Raw genomic sequence first — 23,261 nt, 5'->3', positions numbered from 1 at the left:
CTCTCCCCGCCGGGGAGAAGTGGAAGGTGGAGCGGGCTGACGCTGTTCACGGCTGCGCCCGCTCGCTTTCGCCGCGGGCGCGCTCGGACAGCAGCTTCTCCAGCAGGTCGCGGATCGCCTCCTGCTGGTTGGACTGGGTCTCGACCCAGTCGCGGATCATCTGCTGCTCGGAGCGCATGTGCTTGACGAGGCCCTGGATGCCTTCGGCGAGGTGGGCGGTCGCCTGCGCCGCGGCCTTGCCGGAGCCGCCGCCGCCCTGCTCGGCCATGGTCTTGGCGAGCCGGTCGAGGGCGGCCGCGACCTCGCCGCGCCCGGCCTGGTCGGCGGCCGCGACCGGGGCGGGCGGGCCGAAGACGCCGTCGCGGGCGTCCGCGTCCGCCACCGCCACCGCGGCCGCGAGCCAGTCCTCGAGCTCGTTGTGGAAGCGGTTCTGGGCCTGCCCGGCCTGAAGGTCGAGGAAGCCGAGGATCAGCGAGCCGGCGAGGCCGAACAGCGACGCGGAGAACGAGGTGCCCATGCCGGCGAGCGGGCCGGCGAGGCCGGTCTTCAGCTCCTCGAACAGCACGCCGGTGTCCTGCGTGCCGCTCCCGCCGAGCGACGAGATCACGCCGGAGATCGAGCCGACGGTCTCCAGCAGGCCCCAGAAGGTGCCGAGCAGGCCGAGGAACACCAGCAGGCCGGTGAGGTAGCGCCCGATCTCGCGCGCCTCGTCGAGGCGGGTCGCGATCGAATCAAGGATCGAGCGCATCAGGTTGGTGCCGATCGGCGCGTTGCCGACCCGGTCGCCGAGCAGGCTCGCCATGGGCGCGAGCAGCTTCGGCTGGTCGCGCAGCGCGAGGCCGGGCTCCGACATGCGGAAGCCGTTGACCCAGCGCACCTCGGGGAACAGCCGGATGACCTGCCGGAACGCGAGCAGGATGCCGATTATCAGCACCGCGAAGATCAGGCCGTTGAGCCCGGCGTTCGCCAAGAACGCCTTCCCGATCTGGTCGTGCAGGATCAGTCCAACGAAGCCCGCAAGCGCGAGGAAGATCACCATCCGGAGCAGGAAGACCCGCGGCGAGGACAGCTTGTAGGGGTCGAGTTCGGACAGGGACATCGACGGGCCGCCCGGCGGTTGCGCTTTGTTGCGCATCCATAGACCACGGTTCCCGCTGCTAAAAAAGTGCGTAGGAACCACGGTCGAGCAGCGTTCGTCAGCCCTTCACGAGCTTCAGAAGCTGGCCGTGGATCGCCTCGTTGCCGCAGACGACCGAGCCGCGCGCGAGCATGGCGTCGCCGCCGGCCGCGTCGGTGACGAAGCCGCCCGCCTCGCGCACCAGCAGCAGGCCCGCGGCGAGATCCCAGCTCTTCAGGTCCCGCTCCCAGAAGCCGTCGAGCCGGCCGGAGGCGACATAGGCGAGGTCGAGCGAGGCCGCGCCGAAACGCCGGATGCCGGAGACGCGGCCCTGGATGCGGCCGAGCTCCTCGCGGAACAGGTCGTGGGCCGGGCGGCCGAGATGCGGCACGCCGCAGGCGATCACCGCGTCGACGAGGTCGCGCCGCGCCGCGACCCGCAGACGGCGGTCGTTGAGATAGGCGCCGCCGCCGCGCTCCGCGGTGTAGAGCTCGTCGGTGATCGGGTTGAAGACCACGCCGGCGACGAGCTGGCCCGCGCGCTCCAGCCCGACCGAGATGGCGAACATCGGGATGCCGTGCAGAAAGTTCGTGGTGCCGTCGAGCGGATCGACGATCCAGCGGTGGTCCGGATCGGTGCCGGCGACCTCGCCGCGCTCCTCCATCACGAAGCCGTAGCCCGGCCGCACGCGGGAGAGCTCCGCGAACAGCGTCTCCTCGGCCTTGCGGTCGGCGGCGGTGACGAAGTCGCCCGGGCCCTTGGCCGAGACCTGAAGCTGCTCGACCTCGCCGAAGTCGCGGCGCATGGCGCGGCCGGCCTTCATGACGGCCTGGACCATGACGTTGAGGACGGGCGAGCGGGCCATGGACAAGTTCGCTTTCAGGGTCTGCGCCGCCCCCGGGGGAGGCGCTGGGAGGTCAGGTCAGTACGGCACGCCGTCCGCGCGCTTGGTCTTGAGCGCCTCGGCGTACCATTCGAGTTCTCGGGCGAAGCGGTCGAACCGCGTCGCGACTTTCTCGTCCGTCGGCCGGCCGGCATCGTCGAAGGCCTGGCCGATCTTCGGCACGGCGTAGATCGAGGGGATCGACGGCATGCCGAGCTCGCCGACGATCGCCCGCAGCTGCATCGCGGCGCGAACGCCGCCGAAGCCGCCCGCCGAGTAGCTGACGATCGCGGACGGCCGCCAGAAATACTCCTCGAGGAAGTGGTCGAGCAGGTTCTTCAGCGCCGGCGGAACGCCGTGGTTGTACTCGCCCGTGACGAGAACGAAGCCGTCGGCCTGCCCGTAGAGCTCGGCGAGCTCCCGAAGCACGGGCGGCGCTTCGTCGGGCTCGTATTCCTTGTACATCCGGTCGAGCAGCGGCAGGCGCCGCTCCATCGGATCGATCAGCGGGGCGTCATGCCCGCGGGCGCGCAGCGTCTCCGCGATCCATCGCGCGAGCGCGATCCCCTGCCGCTCGGTGCGGACGGAGCCGTAAAGGACGGGAAGCGTCAGGGGCATGATGGCTCCTCGGGCAGTCCGCGAACGCAGCCGTCATGCCCGCGTCTTCGCGGGCATCCACGACTTGCGACCTCGGGCGTGACGTCGGCGAAGTCGTGGATGCCCGGCCGAAAGGCTGGGCATGACGCAGTGGCTCCGAGCGAACCGTCGCTCGGTCGTCTCAGTCCGCGCGGCGGAGGTAGGTGACCTCGTTGGTGTCGACCACGATGCGCTCGCCGGACGCGATGAAAGGCGGCACCATCACGCGCAGGCCGTTCTCGAGCTTGGCGGGCTTGTAGGAGGAGGCGGCGGTCTGGCCTTTCACCACCGGATCGGCCTCGACGATCTCGAGCGTCACCTGATCCGGCAGCTTCACGCCGATCGGGCGCTCCTCGTGCATCTCCACGGTCACCGTCATGCCGTCCTGCAGGAAGGCGGCGCGCTCGCCGATGAAGTCGGTCGCGAGCGTGATCTGCTCGTAGGTGCCGGTGTCCATGAACACCAGATCGTCGCCCTCGGCGTAGAGGAACTGGAAGTCCTTCTGCTCAAGCCGGACGCGTTCGACCGTCTCGTCGGCGCGGAAGCGCTCGTTAAGCTTACGGCCGTCGATCAGGTTCTTCATCTCGACCTGGTTGAAGGCGCCGCCCTTGCCGGGCTTCACGGCGTTGGTCTTGACCGCGGCCCAGAGCCCGCCCTGATGCTCGAGGACCATGCCGGGGGTGATCTGGTTTCCGTTGATCTTCATAGGTCGGTCTTTCGCGCGAAGGCCGGCGCTTCGCGGCGCGGCTTGAAAAATGGTCGCGCTCGTTTGCCCCCGGCCGGGCGCGGCGTCAAGGTTTCGGGGCGGCCATCGTGCGCGCGCCGGCGGCTTCCGCCTCCGGGATCGGTCCGAACGGCGTGGCCCAGGACCGCGCCAGCGCCGCGGCCTCGGTCCGCTGGGCCTCGGGCAGGGTCTGCACGAAGCCCTCGAGCCAGGTGTCGACCAGCCCCTGATCGCTCGCGAGCCGGTGCCAGGCCGCAGCGCGCACCGGATCGCGCCCGACGCCGCGGCCATAGGCGTAGAGCCGGGCGAGCCGGTTTTGGCCGATGGCGTTGCCGCGTTCGGCGGCGCGGCGGAACAGACGCGCGGCCTCCAGTTCGTTCTTCTCGACGTCGACGCCCCGGAACAGCGCGATCGCGTATTCGACCATGGCGGCGATCTGGTCCTGCGCCGCCGCCTTGGCGAGCCAGTTCCCCGCCGCCGCCGGATCGGCGGGGACGCCGCGGCCTTCTTTCAGCAGCACGGCGTAGGCGTATTGCGCGTCCGGCTCGCCGATCTCGGCGGCCTTCGCGAACGCCTTGGCGGCGGCCCGCGCGTCGCCGGCCTGCAGGCGCAGAAGCCCGAGATTGTAGAGCGCGGCCGGCTGGCCGAGCTCGCCAGCGCGCTCGAACTCCTCGATCGCGCGCGCGACGTTTTTCGGGGCGCCGTCGCCGTTCACATGGATCAGGCCGAGCGCGAGCATCGCCTGCGGGTCGCCAAGATCGGCGGCGCGCTCGTACCACGCCATCGCCTGGGGCACGTCGCGGCGCACGCCCTGGCCCTTGGCGTAGAGCTCGCCCAGCAGGGTCATGGCGGCGCTGTTGAGCCGGGCGCCTTCCGCGAGCTTCAGCGCCTGCGACCGGGCCTCGATGTAATGGCCGCGCTGATAGGCGCCGTAGGGCAGATCGGCGTTGGGGTCGACGGCCGCCGCGGGCTCGGGCGCCTTCGGCTGCGCTGGCGCGACGCTGCGCGCGGGATCGCCGGCGCCGTCCGGCGTCAGGATCATCATGTCCCTGAAGCTCGGCACCGGCAGCTTCGGATCGCGCTCGTTCGGCCGCGTCTGTCCCTGCGCGGCGCCGCAGGCGACAGCCGCCGCGGCCAGCGCTGCGGCGAGCCGTTTCACGGAGTCGGCGCCCGCGCGAGCGAGATCGCGGCGTGGGCGGCGGCGACCGCCGCGGCCGGTCCGGATTCGTGGCGCCACACCGCGTCGCCGAGCCCGACGAACTCCACGCCGGTCGTGGCGAGCGCCGCGACGTCGTCGAGCGAGCCGGCGAAGCCGACGCAGGGGGTCTCGAAGATCGGAACCCACCACGCGACGCGCTCCAGCGTCTGCTCCGCCGACCAGGCCGCGCCGTTCTCGGCCATGCCGAACAGCACGTAATCGACGCCGCGCTCGCCGGCGGTCATCGCGTCGTCGCGCGAGCGGGACACCGCGGCGCCGACGATCTTCTCGGGCTGGAAGCGCTCGACGGCTTCGGCCGCCGCGGCCTCGCCGACCACATGGACGCCGTCCGCGCCGGACTTGCCCACGATGTCCTCGACGCCCTCGCCGGCGATCAGCGCGGCGGCGCCGGCGCCTTGCGCGGCCGCGATCAGGGGCTTGGCCCGCGCGATGCGGGCGCGGTCGTCGGCTGGGGCCAGCCGGATCGCGACGGCCGCGACGTCGCCGGCCGCGAGCGCGGCCTCGAGCGCCGGCAGGAAGGCCTCGGTCTCGGCGAGCTCCGGCGTCACGAGCATCAGGCGTGGGGCGGAGGCGTCGTCGGTCATCGGGCGTGGGCTCACGGGGGAGGGAGCGTGCGCTTGTGGCGCCGGGCTTTGGCGAAAACGGGGCGGCGACCCGCCGCTCCGAGGCGCAACGCAAAACCGCCGCGCGACAGAAGCGGCGCGGCGGTTTCGGCTGTGGTCAGGGCCGGCCGACGTCTCCGTCGCGCCGGCCCCTCCGGTGTTTACGCCTTGGCGTAGATGTCGATGATCTTGCCGAGCAGGTCGATCGCCTCGTCGCGCGGACGCTGGAACGCGTTGCGGCCCATGATCGAGCCGAAGCCGCCGCCGGCCGCGATCTGGCTTATCTCGGAGAGCAGCGCGTTGGTGTCGTTCTTGGTCTCGCCGCCCGAGAAGATCACGATGCGGCGGCCGCCGAAGCAGCTCTTCACCACGTCCTGGATGCGCTCGGACAGCGTCGAGACCGGGATCTTGGCCTTCTCGTAGGCCTTCTTCGCGGCGTCGAGCTCGAGGTGGTCGGACGGCGGCTTCACCTTGATGATGTGGGCGCCGAGCAGCGCCGCCATGTGGGCGGCGTAGGCGATGACGTCGGCGGCGGTCTCGCCCTTCTTCGTCAGCGTGCCGCCGCGGGCGTAGGACCACACCACGACCGCGAGGCCGACCGACTTGGCTTCGGCCGACAGCTCGCGGATCTCCTCGAACTGGTCGTAGGCCGCGTCCGAGCCCGGATAGATCGTGAAGCCGATCGCCGAGCAGCCGAGACGGACGGCGTCCGCGACCGAGGCGGTCACCGCCTGGTCGGCGTCCTCGTTGAGGCGCGACAGCGAGTTCGCGCTGTTCATCTTGAGGATGGTCGGGATCTGGCCGGCGAAGGTGGAGGCGCCCGCCTCCAGCATGCCGAGCGGCGCGGCGTAGGCGTTGAGGCCGGCGTCGATCGCGAGCTGGTAGTGGTAGTGCGGGTCATAGCCCGCCGGGTTCGGCGCGAAGGAGCGCGCCGGGCCGTGCTCGAAGCCCTGGTCGACGGGCAGGATCACCAGCTTGCCGGTGCCGGCGAGGCGGCCCGTCATCAGCAGGCGGTAGAGGTTGGCCTTGGTGCCGGGGTTGTCGCTCTCGTACCAGGACAGGATTTCCTTGACCCGCGGCGTGATGAGCGAATGGGTCGCGGGGGTGATCTTGGTCTGAGCGTTCATAGGCCTCTCGAAGTCCGGTTCGCTGGTGGCGTTTATATAAGGCGAAACGCTCAGTTTGTCGCGCTGAGCGCGGCGACCCCCGGCAGCTCCTTGCCCTCGAGCCATTCGAGGAACGCGCCGCCGGCGGTCGAGACATAGGTGAAATCGCCGGCGACGCCGGCATGGTTGAGCGCGGCGACAGTATCGCCTCCGCCCGCGACGGAGAGAAGACGCCCCTCGACCGTCAGCGCCGCGGCCTTCTGCGCTACGGCGACCGTGCCCTCGTCGAACGGCGTCAGCTCGAACGCGCCGAACGGGCCGTTCCACACCAGCGTCTTCGCCTGCTCAAGCACCTTCGCGACACCCTCCGCCCCCGCGGGCCCGATGTCGAGGATCATCTCGTCGGCGGCGACCTCCGTGACGGCGGCGACGCGGTTCGCGGCCTCGGCCTTGAACTCCCTCGCCAGGCGTCCGTCGGCGGGCAGCACGATGGTGCAGCCCGCGGCCTTGGCCTTGGCCTCGATCTCGCGCGCAGTGTCGAGGAGGTCACGCTCGCAAAGCGACTTTCCGACGTCGATCCCCTGCGCCGCAAGGAAGGTGTTCGCCATGCCGCCGCCGATTACAAGGTAGTCGACCTTGGCCACGAGGTTGCCGAGCAGGTCGAGCTTGGTCGAGACCTTGGCGCCGCCGACGACTGCGACCACCGGGCGTTCGGGGCTGCCGAGCGCCTTCGACAGCGCGTCGAGCTCCGCCTGCATGGAGCGGCCGGCGTAGGCCGGCAGCAGCCGGGCGAGCCCTTCGGTCGAGGCGTGGGCGCGATGCGCGGCCGAGAAGGCGTCGTTGACGTAGATGTCGCCGAGCTTCGCGAGTTCGGCCGCGAAGGCCGGATCGTTCGTCTCCTCGCCGGCGTGGAAGCGCACGTTCTCCAGCAGCAAGACGTCGCCCGGCGTCATGCGCGCGACCGCTGCGGCGGCGGCTTCGCCGACGCAGTCCTCGGCGAAGCCGACGTCTTGGATCAGCGTCTTCTCAAGCGCCGCGACCACCGGCCGGAGCGACTGGCTCTCGTCGCGCTTGCCCTTCGGACGGCCGAAATGGGCGAGCAGGATCGTCTTCGCGCCCTTCTGCGACAGCTCGTTCAGCGTCGGCTGGATGGCGCGAAGCCGGGTGTCGTCGGTGACCCGGTCTCCGTCCATCGGCACGTTCAAGTCCACGCGCACCAGCACGCGCTTGCCGGCGACGTCCACGTCGTCGAGGGTCTTGAACGCGGTCATCAGATCACCCGAGTGAAAAGGCCTGGATAGTCGGTCACGAAGCCGTCGGAATCGATCGCGAGGACGGCTTCGAAGCTGCGGTCCGCCGCTTGGTAGTGGAAGCGGCGGCCGGGCTCAAGGCAGGTGTAGATCTGCCCGTCGACGGCTGGAACGTAGCTGTCGAAAGGCACGTAGACCATCCGCAGTTCTGCGGTCTCGCCCGGCGTCCACGCCCGGCGGCGGATCGGCAGCGTGTTGGTCAGCGGCGTGCCGGCGAGGTCGACGTCGAGGCAGCCGTCGAACTGGGGGAGCGCCTCGCCGACGCCGTTCGCCCAGTGGCCGCGGCCGTCCGAGACGAGGTGCAGCCCGCGCCCGTCGACCGAGCCCAGAGCGAGCTCGCGCACGCGCCAGCCGGCGTCGCAATCGATGCGGTAGTAGACGCCGTAGGGCGCGCCGCCGCGCGAGCCGATCACGGCGCCGCGGAACACGATCCGCCCGTCCTTGGGCGCGACGACCACGTGATCGAGGCCGTCGCCCTCAAGGCTGCGCCAGCGGGCGGTGACGGGGCGGGGAGGAGGGAAGGCGGTCATGGCGAGGATCGCTTCGTTGTCCTCTCGCGCCGTCGTCATCCTCGGGCTTGCCCCGAGGATCCATCGGGCGCGGACGCGCCTGACGTGATGGATGCCCGGGTCACGCCCGGGCATGACGGCGCGTCTGCTGCAGCCGCGCCGTTCAGGCTCGATCGCCGCTCAGAGCAGCTTGGCGATCGCCACCGCCGTGTCCGACATGCGGGACGAGAATCCCCACTCGTTGTCGTACCAGCTCAGCACGCGCACGAAGCTGCCTTCAAGCACCTTGGTCTGGTCGAGCGCGAAGCTCGACGAGTGCGGGTTATGGTTGAAGTCCGACGACACCAGCGGGGCGTCCACCACGTCGAGGATGCCCTTGAGCTTGCCGGCGGCTGCGGCCTTCACCGCGTCGTTGACCTCCTGCACCGAGGTCGCGCGCTTGGCGACGAACTTGAAGTCGATCACCGAGACGTTGGGGGTCGGCACGCGGATCGACACGCCGTCGAGCTTGCCCTTCAGCTCCGGCAGCACGAGGCCGACGGCCTTGGCGGCGCCGGTCGAGGTCGGGATCATGCTGAGGGCCGCCGCGCGGGCGCGGTAGAGGTCCTTGTGCATGGTGTCGAGCGTCGGCTGGTCGCCCGTGTAGGAATGGATCGTTGTCATGAAGCCGTGCTCGATGCCGATGGCGTCGTTCAGCACCTTCGCGACCGGGGCGAGGCAGTTCGTGGTGCATGACGCGTTCGAGACGATGACGTGGTCCTTCGTCAGCTTGTCGTCGTTGACGCCGAACACCACCGTCAGATCGACGCCGTCGCCGGGCGCCGAGATGATGACGCGCTTGGCGCCCGCCTGGAGATGGGCGGAGGCCTTCTCCTTGCTGGTGAAGATGCCGGTGCACTCGAGCGCGATGTCGACGCCGAGCGCGGCGTGCGGCAGCTCGGCCGGGTTGCGGATCGCGGTCGCCTTGATGTCGCCGTGGCCGGCGACGGAAATGACGTCGCCGTTGACGGTCACCTCGGCCGGGAAACGGCCGTGGACCGAGTCGTAGCGCAGCAGGTGCGCGTTGGTTTCGACCGGTCCGAGGTCGTTGATCGCAACCACCTGAATGTCCTTGCGCCCGGACTCGACGATCGCCCGGAGCACCAGCCGTCCGATGCGCCCGAAGCCGTTGATCGCGACCTTCACCGCCATTTTCTCGTCTTCCCTCGCCTGTCGTCCCCGCTTGAGCGCGGAGCGTTCCGTTCCTCGTCCCTTGCGCGTCCGCCGTCGGCCGTCACGGCCCGGCGGGCGCAAGGGCGCTCTATATGGGGCTTTTCGCCGGAAAAAGCGCCTGAGATTTGGTGAAGCCGCCCATTCACGCGGCTGAAGCCGCGAGCCGGGTCGCGAGTTCGGTGACGCCGTCGACCGTGATCCCGAACTTGGCGTAGACCTCCTTGTAGGGGCCGCTCTCGCCGAAGCTCGACATGCCGACGAACCCGCCGTCCGAGCCGATGATCGCGTCCCAGCCCTGCCGGATGGCGGCCTCGATCGCGATCTTCACCGGAGCCGTGCCGATCACTTCGGCGCGATAGGAGCCGGGCTGGTCGAAGAACAGGTCAAGGCAGGGGGCCGAGACCACGCGGGTCGGCAGGCCCGCGGCGTCGAGCTTCGCCTTGGCCTCGATCGCGAGGCTGACCTCGGAGCCGGTCGCGAACAGGCTGACCTTGGCCGGGCCGTCCGCGGCCGCGAGTTCGTAGGCGCCCTTCGCCGACAGGTTCTCGGCCGTCTCTTCAAGCCGGAGCTGCGGCAGGTTCTGGCGGGTCAGCGCCAGGACGCTCGGCCGCGTCTTGGACGAGACCGCGAGCTCCCAGGCCTCCGCCGTCTCGATCTGGTCGCAGGGGCGGAACACGTTGAGGTTCGGGATCGCGCGGAGCGACGCGAGGTGCTCGACCGGCTGATGGGTCGGGCCGTCCTCGCCGACGCCGATGGAGTCGTGGGTGAACACCTGCACCACGCGCAGGCCCATCAGCGCCGCGAGCCGGAGCGGCGGGCGGCAGTAGTCCGAGAATACGAGGAAGGTCGAGCCGACCGGCAGCAGCCCGCCATGGATGGCGAGGCCGTTGATGGCGCCGGCCATGCCGTGCTCGCGGATGCCCCAGTGCATGAACGTGCCGCCGTACGCGCCGGGGCGGATGACGGTCATGTTCTTGGTGAGCGTGTTGTTGGAGGGCGTCAGGTCGGCCGAGCCCGAGACCAGTTCGGGCAGGGCGGTGGACACCACCTCGAGCGCGGCTTCGCCGGCCTTGCGGGTCGCGACCTCCTTTGGGGCGGCGTAGAGCTTGGCGCGGTACGCCGTCATGGTCGCGGCGAAGTCCGCCGGCAGATCGCCGTGCAGGCGGCGCTCGTAGTCGTCGCGCACCGCGGGCTCGATCGCCTCGAACCGGCTCTCCCACTCCTTGCGCGCGGCGCGGCCGCGCAGGCCGGCCTCCGCCCAGGCGGAGCGCACGTCCTCGGGGATCTCGAACGGCGGGTAGTCCCAGCCGAGCGCCTTGCGAGCGCCCGCGATCTCCTCCGCGCCGAGCGGCGAGCCGTGCGCCTTCTCGGTGCCGGCCTTCTTCGGCGCGCCGAAGCCAATCACGGTCTTACAGGCGATCAGCGTCGGCTTGTCGGCGTTTTCGGTCGCCTTCAGCGCCGCCTCGATCGCCTCCGGGTCGTGTCCGTCGATGCGGACCGCGTTCCAGCCGCAGGCCTCGAAGCGCTTGATCTGGTCGACCGAGTCCGACAGCGAGGTGTCGCCGTCGATCGAGATCGAGTTGTCGTCATAGAGGAACACCAGCCGCGACAGCTTGTAGTGGCCGGCGATCGCGATCGCCTCCTGGCTGACGCCCTCCATCAGGTCGCCGTCGGAGCAGATGGCGAAGGTGCGATGGTCGGTGATGGTGGGGTACTGCGCCGCAAGGATGCGCTCCGCGAGCGCGAGGCCGACGGCGTTGGAGATGCCGGCGCCGAGCGGGCCGGTGGTCGTCTCCACGCTCTCGGTGTGGCCGCGCTCCGGGTGGCCCGGCGTGCGCGAGCCGACCTGCCGGAAGCGCTTCAGCTCGTCGATCGTCATCTCCTTCGAGCCGGTCAGATGCAGCAGCGCGTAGAGCAGCATCGAGCCGTGGCCGGCGGAGAGGATGAAGCGGTCGCGGTCCGGCCAGAACGGCGCCGAGGCGTCGTACTTCAGCACCTTGGTGAACAGCACGGTCGCGACGTCGGCCATGCCCATCGGCATGCCGGGATGGCCGGAATTGGCCTTCTCCACCGCGTCCATCGCGAGCGCGCGGATGGCGTTGGCGAGCCGGCGGGTGGCGTTCGCGTCGGTCATGGAGACGTCCAGTCCTGTCTGCGCGGCCGGGGCCGCGCGCGAAGTTCGGGGCGGCCGGCGGCGTCGGGGCAGGAGCGCTGAAGCTCCAAGAGCGCTGCGGCCGGCCGCAGGGTCGCCGGGACGTTTAAAGGGGCGCCCGGTCATGTCAATACGCGCGCCGAGCGGAGCCGTTCCGCAGTCCGCGGGCAGAGCGCGGTGGACGGCGCGCTCCGCACGATTGACGCGTTTTCGACGGGTCTCTTAAAGTCGGGCCTGCAACGCCTTGCCACGACGTCGGTTTCCGTCGCCGGCGTCACGGCGGGCGAGGCTCGGAAGATGGGGGCGTTCCGGGTGAGCGATCTCGACGTGGCGCTGAAGCGACTGGACGCGGCCCTCGACGCGGCGGAGGCCGCGGTCGGCCGCGCGCTCGACGCCGCCGACGCCGCCCGCGCCCGCGAGGAGGAGCTGAACGCCTTCGCGGACGACCGCCTCCGGCTCGCCGGGCTGCTCGACGAGGCCGCAGCCCGCGCCGAGGCCGCGAACGAAGGCGACCGCGAGCTCGCCGCCCGCGTCGACGCGGCGATCGCGGCCGTCTCCGCGGTGCTCGCCGAAGCGGAGGGCTGAGCGATGCCCCAGGTCACTGTCACGATCGGCGGCCGCGACTACAAGATGGCCTGCGGCGAGGGCGAGGAGGAGCACCTGCTGGCGCTCGGCCGGCTGGTCGACGAGCGCCATTCCGGGCTCAAGCGCTCGTTCGGCGAGGTCGGCGACGTGCGCCTGTCGGTGATGACCGCGATCATGATCGCCGACGAGCTCGACGCGGCCGGCAAGCGCCATGCCGAGCTTGAGGCCGAGATCGCGGCGCTCAAGGCCGAGCGCGCCGACGCCGGCGCCGCCTGGGACGGCCGCCACGCCGACGTCGCCAACGACATCGCCGCCGCCGCCGAGCGACTGGAGCGCCTCGCCGACGAGCTCAGCGACGGCGTCCGGCGGGAGTGAGGAGCGGGGCGGCGCGCTCCGGACGTTCCAAGGCGGCTTGTCGCGGTCGCCGTCATCGGCGGCGCCGTCGGGCTGTTCAAGGGGACAGTATGGCCGCCGATCCAGGACTCGCTCTGCGAGGACGTCGTCCTGTCGGAGGCCGCGTCGCCGGACGGCGTCTATATCGCCCAGCAGATGGAGCGGCGCTGCCCGACGCTCGAGGCTCTTCGCATCGTGCGGATCCGCTCCGAGAGCGAGATCTTAGAGCCATCCATGGAGGTCGAGGGCGACGAACGCCGTGATTGGGCTCTCGCGCTGACCACGTCCGCTCCTATCGACATGGCTTGGCCCGAGGCGCGCACGCTGTCGCTGACGTCGGACTTCTCTGGAATGAAGCTGTCTCGGAGCCAGCTGGGAAAGATCAGGATCGTTTCCGCGCATGAGCCGCCTTCGCGCCACTAGCGCTCCGCCCGGCCATCCCCTATCTTCCCTCTCGCGGTGCTGCGGGGTGCGTCAGGAAACTTGAATCCCCGGGCCCTTACGATCTCGAACGGGACCTGTTCCCCGCCTCGTCCGTGGACTTGGCGGCACGGGGCCCACCTACATAGTAGGTGTCCCGGGATCTTACCTCCAACGGCCATCGTGGCTCCGCGCTTCTATCCCGCATGACCGAAACGACCGTTCCGCCGCACGACGCCGCCGCCCTCAAGGCGGCGCTGCGGCGCGAGGTTCTGGAGCGCCGGTCGGCGATCTCCGAGGCCGACCGCATCCATGCAGGCGCGGCGGTCGCCGCGGCCGGCGCCGACCTCGTGACGCGGCTGAAGCCGTCCCGCGTCTCGGTCTTCGTCGCGATCCGCGGCGAGATCGCGACCGCGCCGCTGATGGACCGGCTCCACGCCATGGGCGTCCCGCTCTGCCTGCCGGTCATCGCGCGCAAGGAGGCGCCGCTCGTCTTCCGCGCCTGGTCGCCCGGCGAGCCGCTGGAGACGAAGCGCTTCGGCCTGCTGGAGCCGGGGGAGGGCGCGGCGGAGGTCGAGCCCGACCTGCTGTTCGCGCCCCTCGCCGCCTTCGACGCCCGCGGCTTCCGGCTCGGCTACGGCGGCGGCTTCTACGACCGCACGCTCGAGAACCTGCGCGCGCAGCGCCCGACCACAGCGATCGGCCTCGCGTTCGCGGGCCAAGAGATCGGGCGCGTTCCGACTGACCCTTACGACCAGAAGCTCGACGGCATGCTGACCGAGTCCGGCTACGCGGCGTTCGTCTGACGACGGCGTGGCGAAACCTTGTCGGCTTGTCGCGCGTTGACCCCGCGCCGCGGCAACGGGCCCGGTGTCGTTATTCTGGAGTGTCCGCCATGGCGCGTCGTCTCATCGCCCTCGCATCCGTTCTCGCCTTCACCGTGACGATGGCCGGTTGCGCCAACACCGTGCGCGGCGCGAAGCGCGACGTCACCGCCACGGGGCAGGCGATCGCCCGCTGATCTCAGGCGCCGCCGTTTTCCGACGGTGACGGCGCCGTCAGGCTCGGATAGTGAGGCGCGTCGGCCGGAAAGCGGCCGGCGCGCCTCGTCATGATCCGGGAGCCATGATGCGACTGCTGTTTCTGGGCGACGTCGTCGGCCGCGCCGGCCGCGCCGCCGTCACCGAGCGCCTGCCGGGCCTCAGGGAGCGCTGGGCGCTCGACATGGTCGTCATCAACGGCGAGAATTCCGCCGGCGGCTTCGGCATAACCGAGGCGATCTACCAAGAGCTGCTCGACGCCGGCTGCGACGCCGTCACGCTCGGCAACCACGCGTTCGACCAGCGCGAGGCGCTGGTGTTCTCGGAGCGCGCCGACCGGCTGGTGCGCCCCGTCAATTTCCCCAAAGGCACGCCCGGCCGCGGCGCCCAGCTTGTCGAGGCGCGCAACGGCGCGCGCGTCCTGGTGGTCAACGTCATGGGCAACGTGTTCATGGGCGCGGCGCTCGACGATCCGTTCCGCACCGCCGACGCCGAGCTCGAGGCCTGTCCGCTGGGCGCCGCCGCCGACGCGGCGGTGGTCGACTTCCACGCCGAGGCCACCAGCGAGAAGCAGGCCTTCGGCCACTTCGTGGACGGCCGCGCCACGCTCGTGATCGGCACCCACACCCACACCCCGACGTCCGACCATCGCATCCTGCCCGGCGGCACGGCCTACATGTCCGACGCCGGCATGTGCGGCGACTACGACAGCGTGCTCGGCATGAAGAAGGACGAGCCGATCCAGCGCTTCCTGCGCAAGCTGCCGTCCGGTCGCTTCGAGCCGGCGGAGGGCGTGGGCACGCTGTCCGGGCTCGCCGTCGAGGTCGACGCCAACGGGCTCGCGGCCCGCATCGCGCCCGTGCGCATCGGCGGCGCGCTCAGCGAGGCGCGGCCGGAGTTCTGGGAGAATTGAAGGCGCGGCTCAGGCGACGCGCCGAGGCCCGTCGTGGCTGTGTCAAGTTTCGCCGGCGCAGCGGTTCACCTCGATCGTGACGTGGCTCAGGCCGGCGAGGCCGGCGAGGCGCGCCTTGCAGGTCGCCGGCTCCAGCGGCTCATGCGTCGCGACCGACGCGATCACGGCCATGTGCCCCGGCCCCACGCGCCACAGATGCAGGTCCGTCACGCGCGCGTCGCCGATCTCCAGCCGCCCGCGGATGCGGCCCCCGAGCTCGGCGTCGGGCGTGGCGTCGACCAGCACGCGGGCGGTGTCGCGGGCGAGCGAGACCGACCACCAGCCGATCACGGCCGCGCCGACGACGCCGATCGCCGGATCGATCCAGCTCCAGCCTGAGCGCCAGCCGACGAGCAGCCCGCCGATCGCGAGCGCCGAGGTCAGGGCGTCGGCCAGCACGTGGAGATAGGCGCCGCGCAGATTGTGGTCGTGATGGTCATGGTCATGGCCATGGTGATCGTGGTCGTGGTCGTGGGCGTGGCGATGGCCGTGGTCGTGGCCATGACCGTGATGGCTATGGCCGGCGCCGTGCCCGAGCAGCAGGGCGCAGCCCACGTTGACGGCGAGGCCGATGACCGCGACCACCGTCGCCTCGGCGTAGGCGACCGGCTGGGGGTCAGCCAGGCGCGCGAACGACTCCCAGCCGATCGCGAGCGCGACGAGGCCCAGCACGATCGCGCTTGCGAAGCCGGCGAGGTCGCCGACCTTGCCGGCGCCGAAGGCGTAAGCGGGGTCCGCGGCGTGGCGGGCGGCGAAGCGATAGGCGAGCGCCGCGAGGCCGATCGCGCCGGCATGGGTCGCCATGTGCCAACCGTCGGCGGTCAGGGCCATCGAGCCGTAAGCCCAGCCGGCGACGATCTCCACCACCATGGTGACGAGCGTGACGCCGACGACGATCAGCGTGCGGCGCTCGTTCCGGGCGTGGTCCGCGCCGAGAAACGCGTGATGGTGCGTAAGCTCGGGCGCCACGCGCCCGTCGTCCGCGATGTGCATCGCGCGTCTCCTCGCCGAAACCCTGCAGACGGGGGTGGATCCGTCCCGTCCTGCGGTCAAGGCCATCACATATGGCGATGGCCGGCATAAGCGATCTGCGTTTCTCTTCGTGCGGCGCGCGGGCGATAACGCCGCTTCCCGTCGCAGTCCCGATCGTCGCGCCATGCCCGCCGCCGCTTATGTCGCCCCGCAGACGTCCCGCGAAGCCGCCGTCGGCAAGTCCGATCTCGGCCTCTACGCTGTGCTGGTGCTTGGCTGGGGCACGAGCTGGATCGCGATCCATCACCAGCTCGGCGTGGTCTCGCCGACGGTGTCGCTCGTCTGGCGGTTCGGCCTCGCGGCGCTCGTCTGCTTCGCGCTCGCCGCGGCGCGGCGCGAGCGGCTGGCGTACGGCCTGAAGGCGCATGCGGGCTTCGCGCTCGCGGGCGTGCTGATGTATTCGACCAACTTCCTGATGTTCTACCTCGCGGGCGCCCATGTGGCGTCCGGGTTGCTCGCGGTCGTGTTCGCGCTCGCCTCGCCGATCAACATCGCGCTCGGCGCGCTGCTGTTCGGCCGCCGCGCCGAGCGGCGCACGCTGGCCGGCGCCGCGCTCGGCATCGCCGGCGTCGCGCTGCTCTACGCGCCGGAGATCGCCTCGGCCGGCTTCGACCTCGCGGCGCTCGGCGGGCTGGGCCTCTGCGTCGCCGGCACGCTGCTGTTCTGCTCCGGCAACATGGTGTCGAGCGTGATCCAGCGCTCGATCCCCGACGTCGCCGCCACCGCCTGGGGCATGGCCTACGGCACGATCTGGCTGACGATTCTCGCCGTTGCGAGCGGCGCGCGCTTCACGTTCGAACTGACGGCGCCCTACTTGCTGTCATTGGGATGGCTCTCGATCGGATCGTCGGTCGCGGCGCTGCTCGCCTATCTCGCGCTGCTGAAGCGCGTCGGCGCCGGCCGCGCGGGTTTCGCGACCGTGCTGTTCCCGGTCGTCGCGCTCGCGATATCGAGCGTGTTCGAGGACTACCATTGGGGTCTAAGCGCCATAGCCGGCGCGCTGCTGGTCGCGGCGGGCAACGCGCTCGCGCTCGGCCTCGTCGGCCGCAGGCCCTAGAATCCACGACCAAACCGGGATCGCGCGCGCCGCCGCGCAACACTCCGTTATTCATTTTGCCGCACTCTTCCGCCGTCGTGCGAAGCCGCCTCCGGGGCGCTTCCGGGGGGACGGAATGGACGAGCTGCTTCGCGATTTTCTGACAGAGACCGCCGAGAACCTGGATCAGGTCGACGTCGAACTGGTCCGGTTCGAGCAGGAGCCGGCGAACGACAAGATTCTCGGCAACATCTTCCGCCTCGTCCACACGGTGAAGGGCACCTGCGGCTTCCTCGGGCTCGGCCGCCTCGAGGCGCTCGCCCACGCCGCCGAGACGCTGATGGGCGAGTTCCGCTCCGGCGCCATGGCGACGCCGGACGCAGTGACGCTCATCCTCGCCGCGATCGACCGCATCAAGGAGATCCTCGCCGACCTGGAGAAGGCGGGGACGGAGCCCGCCGGCGACGACCTCGACCTGATCGCCGAGCTGGAGCGCGTGGCGATCGAGGTGTCGAAGCCCAAGACCGCCGTCGATCCGACGCTCGGGCGCGAGCTCCGTCCGGGCGAAGTGCCGCTCGACGAGTTGGAGCGCGCCTTCCGCGAGACGCCTGGTCCGGACATTGCGATCGCGGCGCCCCGCCCGGCGGCGGTCGCCGAGGCGCCCGCGCTGAAGTTGGTGGAGCCCGAAGCCGCCAAGCCCGCGGCGGCGGCCCCGGCGCTCGCCGACGAGCCGCGCGGCGGCGAAGTCACGCTCGCGGGCCAGACGATCCGCGTCGGCGTCGACACGCTCGACCGGCTGATGAACATGGTCTCCGAGCTGGTGCTGACCCGCAACCAGCTCCTCGACACCGTGCGCCGGCGGGGCGAGAGCGAGTTCGGCCCCTCGCTCCAACGGCTCAACCACGTCACGGCCGAGCTGCAGGAAGGGGTCATGAAGACCCGCATGCAGCCGATCGGCGCCGCCTGGCGGGCGCTGCCGCGGCTCGTGCGCGACCTCTCCTCCGACCTGGGCAAGAAGATCGAGCTCGTCACCGAGGGCGCCGACACTGAACTCGACCGTCAGGTCCTCGACCTGATCAAGGACCCGCTGACGCACATGGTGCGGAACTGCGCGGACCACGGCCTTGAGACGCCCGCCGAACGCGTCGCGGCCGGCAAGTCCGAGACCGGCGTGATCCGGCTCTCGGCCTATCACCAGGGCGGCTGCATCATCGTCGAGATCGCCGACGACGGCCGCGGCCTCGACGTCGAACGCATCAAGAAGAAGGCGGTCGCGAACGGGCTCGCGACCGAAGCCGACGTCGAGAAGATGTCGGACGCGCAGGTCCACCGCTTTATCTTCGCGCCGGGCTTCTCCACCGCGGCCGCCGTCACCAGCGTCTCCGGACGCGGCGTCGGCATGGACGTGGTGCGCGCCAACATCGAGCTGATCGGCGGCGCCGTCGACCTGCGCTCGACCGCCGGCAAGGGCTCGGCGGTGGTGATCCGCATCCCGCTCACGCTCGCGATCGTGTCCGCGCTGATGGTGACGGCCGACGGCGAGACCTTCGCCATCCCGCAGCTATCGGTGCTGGAGCTCGTCCGCACCCGCCGCGGCGGCGACCACGTGATCGAGCGGATCGGCGACACCTCGCTGCTGCGCCTGCGCGACCGGCTGCTGCCGCTGGTGCGCCTGCGCGACCTTCTGGGCCTCGCGACCCAGGACGCCGACGCCGCCGAGGACGTCTTCGTGGTGATCAGCCAGGTCGGCGACGACATCTTCGGCATCGTCGTCGACGACGTGCTCCACACCGAGGAGATCGTCGTCAAGCCGATGGCTTCGCGGCTCAACCACATCGCGCTGTTCTCCGGAACCACTATTCTGGGCGACGGCTCCGTCATCCTGATCCTCGACCCGAACGGCGTCGCGGCGGCGGCGGGTCCCGCCACCCACCGCGAGGCGGCGGCGGAGGAGGCCGGCTCCGGCTTCGACGACCGGGCCGACATCGTCCCGCTGCTGCTGTTCCGCGCCGGCTCGGCCGCGCCCAAGGCGGTGCCGCTCGCGCTCGTCACCCGCCTCGAGATGATCGAGGTGGACACGATCGAGGCGACCGGCGGCCGCATGCTGGTGCAGTACCGCGGCGGGCTCATGCCGCTGGTGCCGGCGGGCGAAGGCGTCGCGCTGAAGAGCGCCGGGGCGCAGCCGCTGCTGGTGTTCTCCGACGAGGGCCGTTCGGTCGGCCTCGTGGTCGACGAGATCATCGACATCGTCGACCACCGCATGGAGATCACGATCGGCTCGATCTCGGCCGGCGTGCTCGGCACCTCGGTGGTGGCGGGCCATGCGACCGAGATCGTCGACGTCGCCTACTATCTCACGCTCGCCTTCGAGGACTGGCTGCGCCGCACCGACCGCCCGTCCGAGCGCAACGACCAGCCGGCCGTGCTGCTGGTCGACGACAGCTCGTTCTTCCGCAACATGCTGACGCCGGTGCTGACCGCGGCCGGCTTCCGCGTCACGGCGGCGGCGAGCGGCGGCGAGGCGCTTCGGCTGCTGCGCGACGGCCGCGGCTTCGACGTGATCGTCACCGACATCGAGATGCCCGAGATGGACGGCTTCGCCTTCGCCGCCGCGGTGCGCGCGGAAGGCCTCGCGGCGCATCGCCCGATCCTCGCGCTGTCCTCGCTGACGGCGGAGAGCGTGGTGGAGCGGGCCCGCGAAGAGGGCTTCAGCGACTATGTCGCGAAGTTCGACCGGCCCCGCCTCGTCGCCTCGCTCGAAACCCTCGCCCCCCGCTGGAGGAGCGCCGCGTGAGCGCCGACGATCCGATCACCTACGTCACGGTCGAAGTGGCGGGCCAGCTCTTCGGCATCAACATCGGCCGCGTGCGCGAGGTGTTCGCGCTCGAACGCCTCACGCGCGTGCCGTTGTCGCCGGCGGAGATCGCGGGCGTGCTCAACCTGCGCGGCCGGATCGTCACCGCCATCGACATGCGGGTGCGCCTCGGCCTGTCGCCCAAGACGATCGACGAGCACACGATGGCGGTCGGGGTCGACCACAAGGGCGAGGCGCTCGCGCTCATCGTCGACCGCGTCGGCGACGTGCTGGCGCTGACCGCCTCCGACCGCGAGGCCAAGCCCGCGACGCTCGACCCGCGCTGGGCCGCCGTCGCCGAAGGGGTCCACCGCCTCGACGGCCAGCTGATGCTGATCCTCGACGTCGAACGCGCCGTCGATTCCGCCACCCTCGCGCAAGCCGCCTGACCAGAGCCCCCTCAGGAGCCGGACCATGAAACACTGTCTCGTCGTCGACGACTCGAGCGTCATCCGCAAGGTCGCGAGGCGCATTCTCGAAGGCTACAGCTTCAAGATCTCCGAGGCCGAGAACGGCCAGAGCGCGCTCGCGCTCTGCAAGCAGGCGATGCCCGACGGCATCCTGCTCGACTGGAACATGCCGGTGATGGACGGCTACGAGTTCCTGTCGGAGCTGCGCTCGCTGCCGGGCGGCGACACGCCGAAGGTCGTGTTCTGCACCACCGAGAACGACGTCTCCTTCATCACCCGCGCGATGCGCGCCGGCGCGGACGAATACGTCATGAAGCCGTTCGACAAGGAGATCATCGGCTCCAAGTTCGCCGAGGTCGGCCTGATCTGACGACGTCCCCCTCGAAGAGCGACGCGTCATGACATTCGCAGCGCATAGCATGTCCGCGGAGCCTCTCCGCATCCTGATCGTCGACGACAGCGCGGTGGTGCGCGGCGTCGTCGCGAAGTGGCTCGGGGAGGAGCCGGGCCTCTTCGTCGCCGGAACCAGCCGAACCGGGCTCGCGGCGGTCGCCGACGTCGTCCGCCTTCGCCCGCACGTTGCGGTCCTCGACGTCGAGATGCCGGACATGGACGGCGTGTCGGCGCTGCCGCTTTTGCTGAAAGCGCAGCCGGACCTTGCCGTGCTGATGGCGTCGTCGCTGACGCGCCGCAACGCCGACATTTCGCTGAGATGCCTCGCGCTTGGCGCGGCCGATTTCATCGCGAAGCCCACGGCCGAGGTCGCGCAGTCCGACTACCGGCGCGATCTCGTCGCCAAGATCCGCGCCGTCGGCGAGCACGCCCGGCGGCGCGCGCGCATGCGGACGCCCGGCGCGGCCCCGGAGCCGCGGCCCGCGGCGCCTGCGTTCGGCCGCGCCCCGGCGTCGGCGGCGCCCGCGTCCGCGGGATCGAGCTTCGCCGCCGCCGCCCCCGCCGCGAAGCATCGTGCGTTTTCCGTCGCCCCGGTGCGCGCCATCGCGATCGGCGCCTCGACCGGCGGTCCGCAGGCGCTGGCGGCGCTGCTCAACGCCATCGGGCCGTCGATCGGCCGCGTGCCGGTGCTCGTGACGCAGCACATGCCGGCCGCCTTCACCCCGACGCTCGCCGAGCATCTCGGGGCCGCGAGCGGGCGGCCCGGCCGCGAGGCCGCGCACGGCCAGCCGCTTGAGCCGGGCGTCATCCACGTCGCGCCGGGCGGAAAGCACCTGACCGTCGCGCTGAAGGGCGGAGCGGCCTTCGCGTCGATCGACGACGGTCCGCCCGAGAATTTCTGCAAGCCCTCGGTCGACCCGACCTTCCGCACCGCCGCCGCAGCCTACGGCTCGGGCCTGCTCGCCGTGATGCTGACCGGCATGGGCTCGGATGGCGCGGCGGGCGTGCGCGCCGTCGCCTCCGCCGGCGGCTCCGTCATCGCGCAGGACGAAGCCACCAGCGTCGTCTGGGGCATGCCCGGCGCCGCCGTCGCGACCGGCTGCTGCGCCGCCGTCCTGCCGCTGCCCGCCATCGGGTCTCGGATCGTTCGCCTGATCGCCGGAGAGCGCGCATGACGCCGACGGAATTCGCCTTCCTCGCGCGCTTCCTCAAGGAGCGGTCCGGCATCGTGATCGGCGAGGACAAGCGCTACCTTGTCGAGAGCCGTCTTGGTCCGATCGCGCGCAAGGCCGGTTTCGCCTCGCTGTCGGAGCTCACGCAGCGGCTGATGCGCGGCGGCGACACCGCGCTCGCCCAGTCGGTCATCGAGGCGATGACCACCAACGAGACTTTCTTCTTCCGCGACGGCGCGCCGTTCACCCAGTTCTCCGACGTGCTTCTGCCGGAGTTCGCGAAGACCCGCGCCGCCCAGAAGCGCGTGCGGATCTGGTGCGCGGCTTGCTCCACGGGCCAGGAGCCGTACTCGCTCGCCATGCTGCTCGACGAGAAGGCGGCGCAGTTCCCCGGCTGGCGGTTCGAGATCGTCGCGACCGATCTCGCGAGCGAGGTGGTCGACCGCGCCCGCACCGGCCTGTTCAGCCAGTTCGAGGTCCAGCGCGGGCTGCCGATCAAGCTTCTCCTGAAGCACTTCACGCAGGAGGGCGACCGTTGGCGGATCGCTGCGAAGCTCAGGGAGCGGGTGCAGTTCCGCACGCTCAACCTGCTGCGCGACTTCTCCCCGCTCGGTCAGTTCGACGTCGTGTTCTGCCGCAACGTGCTGATCTATTTCGACGAGCCGACCAAGGCCGACATCCTCGGCCGCATCGGCAAGCAGCTCGCTCCGGACGGGGCGCTGCTGCTGGGCTCGGCCGAGACCGTGCTCGGCCTCAACGCCGCCTTCCGCCCGCATCCGAGTCACCGCGGCCTGTTCGTGCCTGCGGCCGCCGGCGCCGCGCCCTCCGCGTTCCGCCTCGCCTCCGCGGTCCGCTGACGGCGGACGTCCTAGGCGGCGTAAACCCTGTTGGCGGACGCCGCTGGCGACGTCGCCCGGCTCCCTGCTACGTCTCCGTTGTCCACGAACGGAGACGCGTCCTGTGATTGTCCGTCCTTCGCGGCTCGCCGCGCTCGCCGTTCTGACGACGCTCGCGCCGGGCGGCGCGGTGGCCCGGGACTCCGGATCGCGACTGCCGCCCGAGTTCGCCCGCTACCTGCGGCCAGGCCTCTATGTCGAGCAGTTCGTCGCCGAGGCGCTGCGGCCGTTCCGGGTGGCCGATATAGGCAATGACGGTCTCGACGCCGCCGACGTCGCCCTGGCGCGCCGCCGGCTCGACGCCCTCGGCCGGGCGCAGAACGCAGCCTTCTTCGTCGGCGCCGACCTCGACGGCGACGGCGTGCTGTCGCCGGAGGAGCGTGAGCTTGCGCGGCAGGCGCCTCCGGGCGCGAGAGCGCCGGGAGCGAAGGACGAGCGGTTCGACCGGCTCGATGGCGACGGCGACGGCCGCGTCACGCTGCAGGAGGCCGTGTCGGCTCCCGGTCCGAGCTCGGCTTTTCGCGGTCCCGGCGAAGGCTCGGCCGAGCCGTTCATGGCCTTCGACAGCGACGGCGACGGCCGCGTCACGGCGGCCGAGGCCGAGTAGG

The 23,261-nt window shown here is 71.1% G+C and carries 24 protein-coding genes and 1 other RNA gene; 13 read left to right on the top strand and 12 right to left on the bottom strand.

Annotated elements, in window-relative coordinates; genetic code table 11:
• Window positions 1-46: 46 nt before the first annotated feature.
• The 11 genes from PKE78_RS01770 to tkt all read right to left on the bottom strand — a co-directional run bounded on the left by PKE78_RS01770 (window position 47) and on the right by tkt (window position 11,452).
• Window positions 47-1,099 carry a flagellar motor protein MotA gene (locus PKE78_RS01770; RefSeq protein WP_271199125.1) on the bottom strand — a complete coding sequence of 351 codons (1,053 nt, stop codon included), beginning with the start codon at window positions 1,097-1,099 and terminating at the stop codon, window positions 47-49.
• Window positions 1,100-1,196: 97 nt separating this feature from the next.
• The gene (locus PKE78_RS01765; protein ID WP_271199124.1) at window positions 1,197-1,982 is read right to left on the bottom strand and encodes an inositol monophosphatase family protein; all 786 of its coding nucleotides are present in this window, start codon (window positions 1,980-1,982) and stop codon (window positions 1,197-1,199) included.
• Between the two features lie 57 nt (window positions 1,983-2,039).
• Complete coding sequence (locus PKE78_RS01760; protein WP_271199123.1) at window positions 2,040-2,618, bottom strand: NADPH-dependent FMN reductase; 579 nt, start codon at window positions 2,616-2,618, stop codon at window positions 2,040-2,042.
• A 160-nt stretch (window positions 2,619-2,778) separates the two neighbouring features.
• Window positions 2,779-3,342: an elongation factor P gene (gene efp, locus PKE78_RS01755; protein WP_271199122.1), complete on the bottom strand. Its 564-nt coding sequence runs from the start codon at window positions 3,340-3,342 to the stop codon at window positions 2,779-2,781.
• A gap of 85 nt (window positions 3,343-3,427) precedes the next feature.
• Window positions 3,428-4,519, bottom strand: a complete 1,092-nt coding sequence (locus PKE78_RS01750; RefSeq protein WP_271199121.1) for a tetratricopeptide repeat protein — start codon at window positions 4,517-4,519, stop codon at window positions 3,428-3,430.
• Window positions 4,516-5,163, bottom strand: a complete 648-nt coding sequence (locus PKE78_RS01745) for a thiamine phosphate synthase (protein ID WP_271199120.1) — start codon at window positions 5,161-5,163, stop codon at window positions 4,516-4,518. The genes PKE78_RS01750 and PKE78_RS01745 overlap by 4 nt, the downstream gene beginning before the upstream one ends.
• A gap of 179 nt (window positions 5,164-5,342) precedes the next feature.
• Complete coding sequence (locus PKE78_RS01740) at window positions 5,343-6,308, bottom strand: class I fructose-bisphosphate aldolase (RefSeq protein ID WP_271199119.1); 966 nt, start codon at window positions 6,306-6,308, stop codon at window positions 5,343-5,345.
• Window positions 6,309-6,358: 50 nt separating this feature from the next.
• Window positions 6,359-7,558 (bottom strand): phosphoglycerate kinase, encoded by a 1,200-nt coding sequence (locus PKE78_RS01735; protein WP_271199118.1) that lies wholly within the window; start codon window positions 7,556-7,558, stop codon window positions 6,359-6,361.
• The gene (locus PKE78_RS01730; RefSeq protein ID WP_271199117.1) at window positions 7,558-8,127 is read right to left on the bottom strand and encodes a putative glycolipid-binding domain-containing protein; all 570 of its coding nucleotides are present in this window, start codon (window positions 8,125-8,127) and stop codon (window positions 7,558-7,560) included. The genes PKE78_RS01735 and PKE78_RS01730 overlap by 1 nt, the downstream gene beginning before the upstream one ends.
• Window positions 8,128-8,286: 159 nt before the next feature.
• Window positions 8,287-9,297 (bottom strand): type I glyceraldehyde-3-phosphate dehydrogenase, encoded by a 1,011-nt coding sequence (gene gap, locus PKE78_RS01725; protein WP_271199116.1) that lies wholly within the window; start codon window positions 9,295-9,297, stop codon window positions 8,287-8,289.
• A 163-nt stretch (window positions 9,298-9,460) separates the two neighbouring features.
• Window positions 9,461-11,452, bottom strand: coding sequence for a transketolase (gene tkt / locus PKE78_RS01720; RefSeq protein WP_271199115.1), 1,992 nt, complete (start codon window positions 11,450-11,452; stop codon window positions 9,461-9,463).
• A 330-nt stretch (window positions 11,453-11,782) separates the two neighbouring features.
• On the opposite strand from tkt, the gene PKE78_RS01715 reads away from it, so the two are divergent.
• The 6 genes from PKE78_RS01715 to PKE78_RS01690 all read left to right on the top strand — a co-directional run bounded on the left by PKE78_RS01715 (window position 11,783) and on the right by PKE78_RS01690 (window position 14,821).
• Entirely contained in the window at window positions 11,783-12,055 is a 273-nt protein-coding gene (locus PKE78_RS01715) for a DUF4164 family protein (RefSeq protein WP_271199114.1), read from the top strand.
• A gap of 3 nt (window positions 12,056-12,058) precedes the next feature.
• Window positions 12,059-12,430, top strand: a complete 372-nt coding sequence (locus PKE78_RS01710) for a cell division protein ZapA (protein WP_271199113.1) — start codon at window positions 12,059-12,061, stop codon at window positions 12,428-12,430.
• A 474-nt stretch (window positions 12,431-12,904) separates the two neighbouring features.
• Window positions 12,905-13,062, top strand: a non-coding RNA gene (ssrS, locus tag PKE78_RS01705) — 6S RNA.
• 12 nt (window positions 13,063-13,074) lie between these two features.
• The gene (locus PKE78_RS01700; protein ID WP_271199112.1) at window positions 13,075-13,674 is read left to right on the top strand and encodes a 5-formyltetrahydrofolate cyclo-ligase; all 600 of its coding nucleotides are present in this window, start codon (window positions 13,075-13,077) and stop codon (window positions 13,672-13,674) included.
• A gap of 89 nt (window positions 13,675-13,763) precedes the next feature.
• Window positions 13,764-13,889, top strand: coding sequence for an EncA/B family entericidin (locus PKE78_RS01695; protein ID WP_271199111.1), 126 nt, complete (start codon window positions 13,764-13,766; stop codon window positions 13,887-13,889).
• A gap of 107 nt (window positions 13,890-13,996) precedes the next feature.
• A complete protein-coding gene (locus PKE78_RS01690; RefSeq protein ID WP_271199110.1) occupies window positions 13,997-14,821 on the top strand; it encodes a TIGR00282 family metallophosphoesterase in 825 nt (274 codons plus the stop codon).
• 42 nt (window positions 14,822-14,863) lie between these two features.
• Here the strand turns inward: PKE78_RS01690 and dmeF are convergent, their stop codons facing one another.
• Window positions 14,864-15,853 carry a CDF family Co(II)/Ni(II) efflux transporter DmeF gene (gene dmeF, locus PKE78_RS01685; protein ID WP_271199109.1) on the bottom strand — a complete coding sequence of 330 codons (990 nt, stop codon included), beginning with the start codon at window positions 15,851-15,853 and terminating at the stop codon, window positions 14,864-14,866.
• Between the two features lie 163 nt (window positions 15,854-16,016).
• Here dmeF and PKE78_RS01680 point away from each other — a divergent pair, with 163 nt between their 5' ends.
• From PKE78_RS01680 to PKE78_RS01650, 7 genes are all read left to right on the top strand, one after another.
• Complete coding sequence (locus PKE78_RS01680) at window positions 16,017-16,949, top strand: DMT family transporter (RefSeq protein WP_271199108.1); 933 nt, start codon at window positions 16,017-16,019, stop codon at window positions 16,947-16,949.
• Window positions 16,950-17,064: 115 nt separating this feature from the next.
• Entirely contained in the window at window positions 17,065-19,722 is a 2,658-nt protein-coding gene (locus tag PKE78_RS01675; protein WP_271199107.1) for a hybrid sensor histidine kinase/response regulator, read from the top strand.
• Window positions 19,719-20,171: a chemotaxis protein CheW gene (locus PKE78_RS01670; protein WP_271199106.1), complete on the top strand. Its 453-nt coding sequence runs from the start codon at window positions 19,719-19,721 to the stop codon at window positions 20,169-20,171. Before PKE78_RS01675 ends, PKE78_RS01670 begins: the two co-directional genes overlap by 4 nt.
• Window positions 20,172-20,196: 25 nt before the next feature.
• Complete coding sequence (locus PKE78_RS01665; protein WP_271199105.1) at window positions 20,197-20,562, top strand: response regulator; 366 nt, start codon at window positions 20,197-20,199, stop codon at window positions 20,560-20,562.
• Between the two features lie 28 nt (window positions 20,563-20,590).
• Window positions 20,591-21,760: a protein-glutamate methylesterase/protein-glutamine glutaminase gene (locus tag PKE78_RS01660; protein ID WP_428981215.1), complete on the top strand. Its 1,170-nt coding sequence runs from the start codon at window positions 20,591-20,593 to the stop codon at window positions 21,758-21,760.
• Window positions 21,757-22,614 carry a CheR family methyltransferase gene (locus PKE78_RS01655; RefSeq protein ID WP_271199103.1) on the top strand — a complete coding sequence of 286 codons (858 nt, stop codon included), beginning with the start codon at window positions 21,757-21,759 and terminating at the stop codon, window positions 22,612-22,614. Before PKE78_RS01660 ends, PKE78_RS01655 begins: the two co-directional genes overlap by 4 nt.
• A gap of 103 nt (window positions 22,615-22,717) precedes the next feature.
• Window positions 22,718-23,260, top strand: coding sequence for an EF-hand domain-containing protein (locus PKE78_RS01650; protein WP_271199102.1), 543 nt, complete (start codon window positions 22,718-22,720; stop codon window positions 23,258-23,260).
• Window position 23,261: the final 1 nt, after the last annotated feature.

The organism is Methylopila turkensis (genome assembly GCF_027922325.1).
Taxonomy (GTDB): Bacteria; Pseudomonadota; Alphaproteobacteria; order Rhizobiales; family Methylopilaceae; genus Methylopila; species Methylopila turkensis.
The sequence above is the reverse complement of the archived record's forward strand: the minus strand, read 5'-3'. Positions and strand labels throughout refer to the sequence as shown.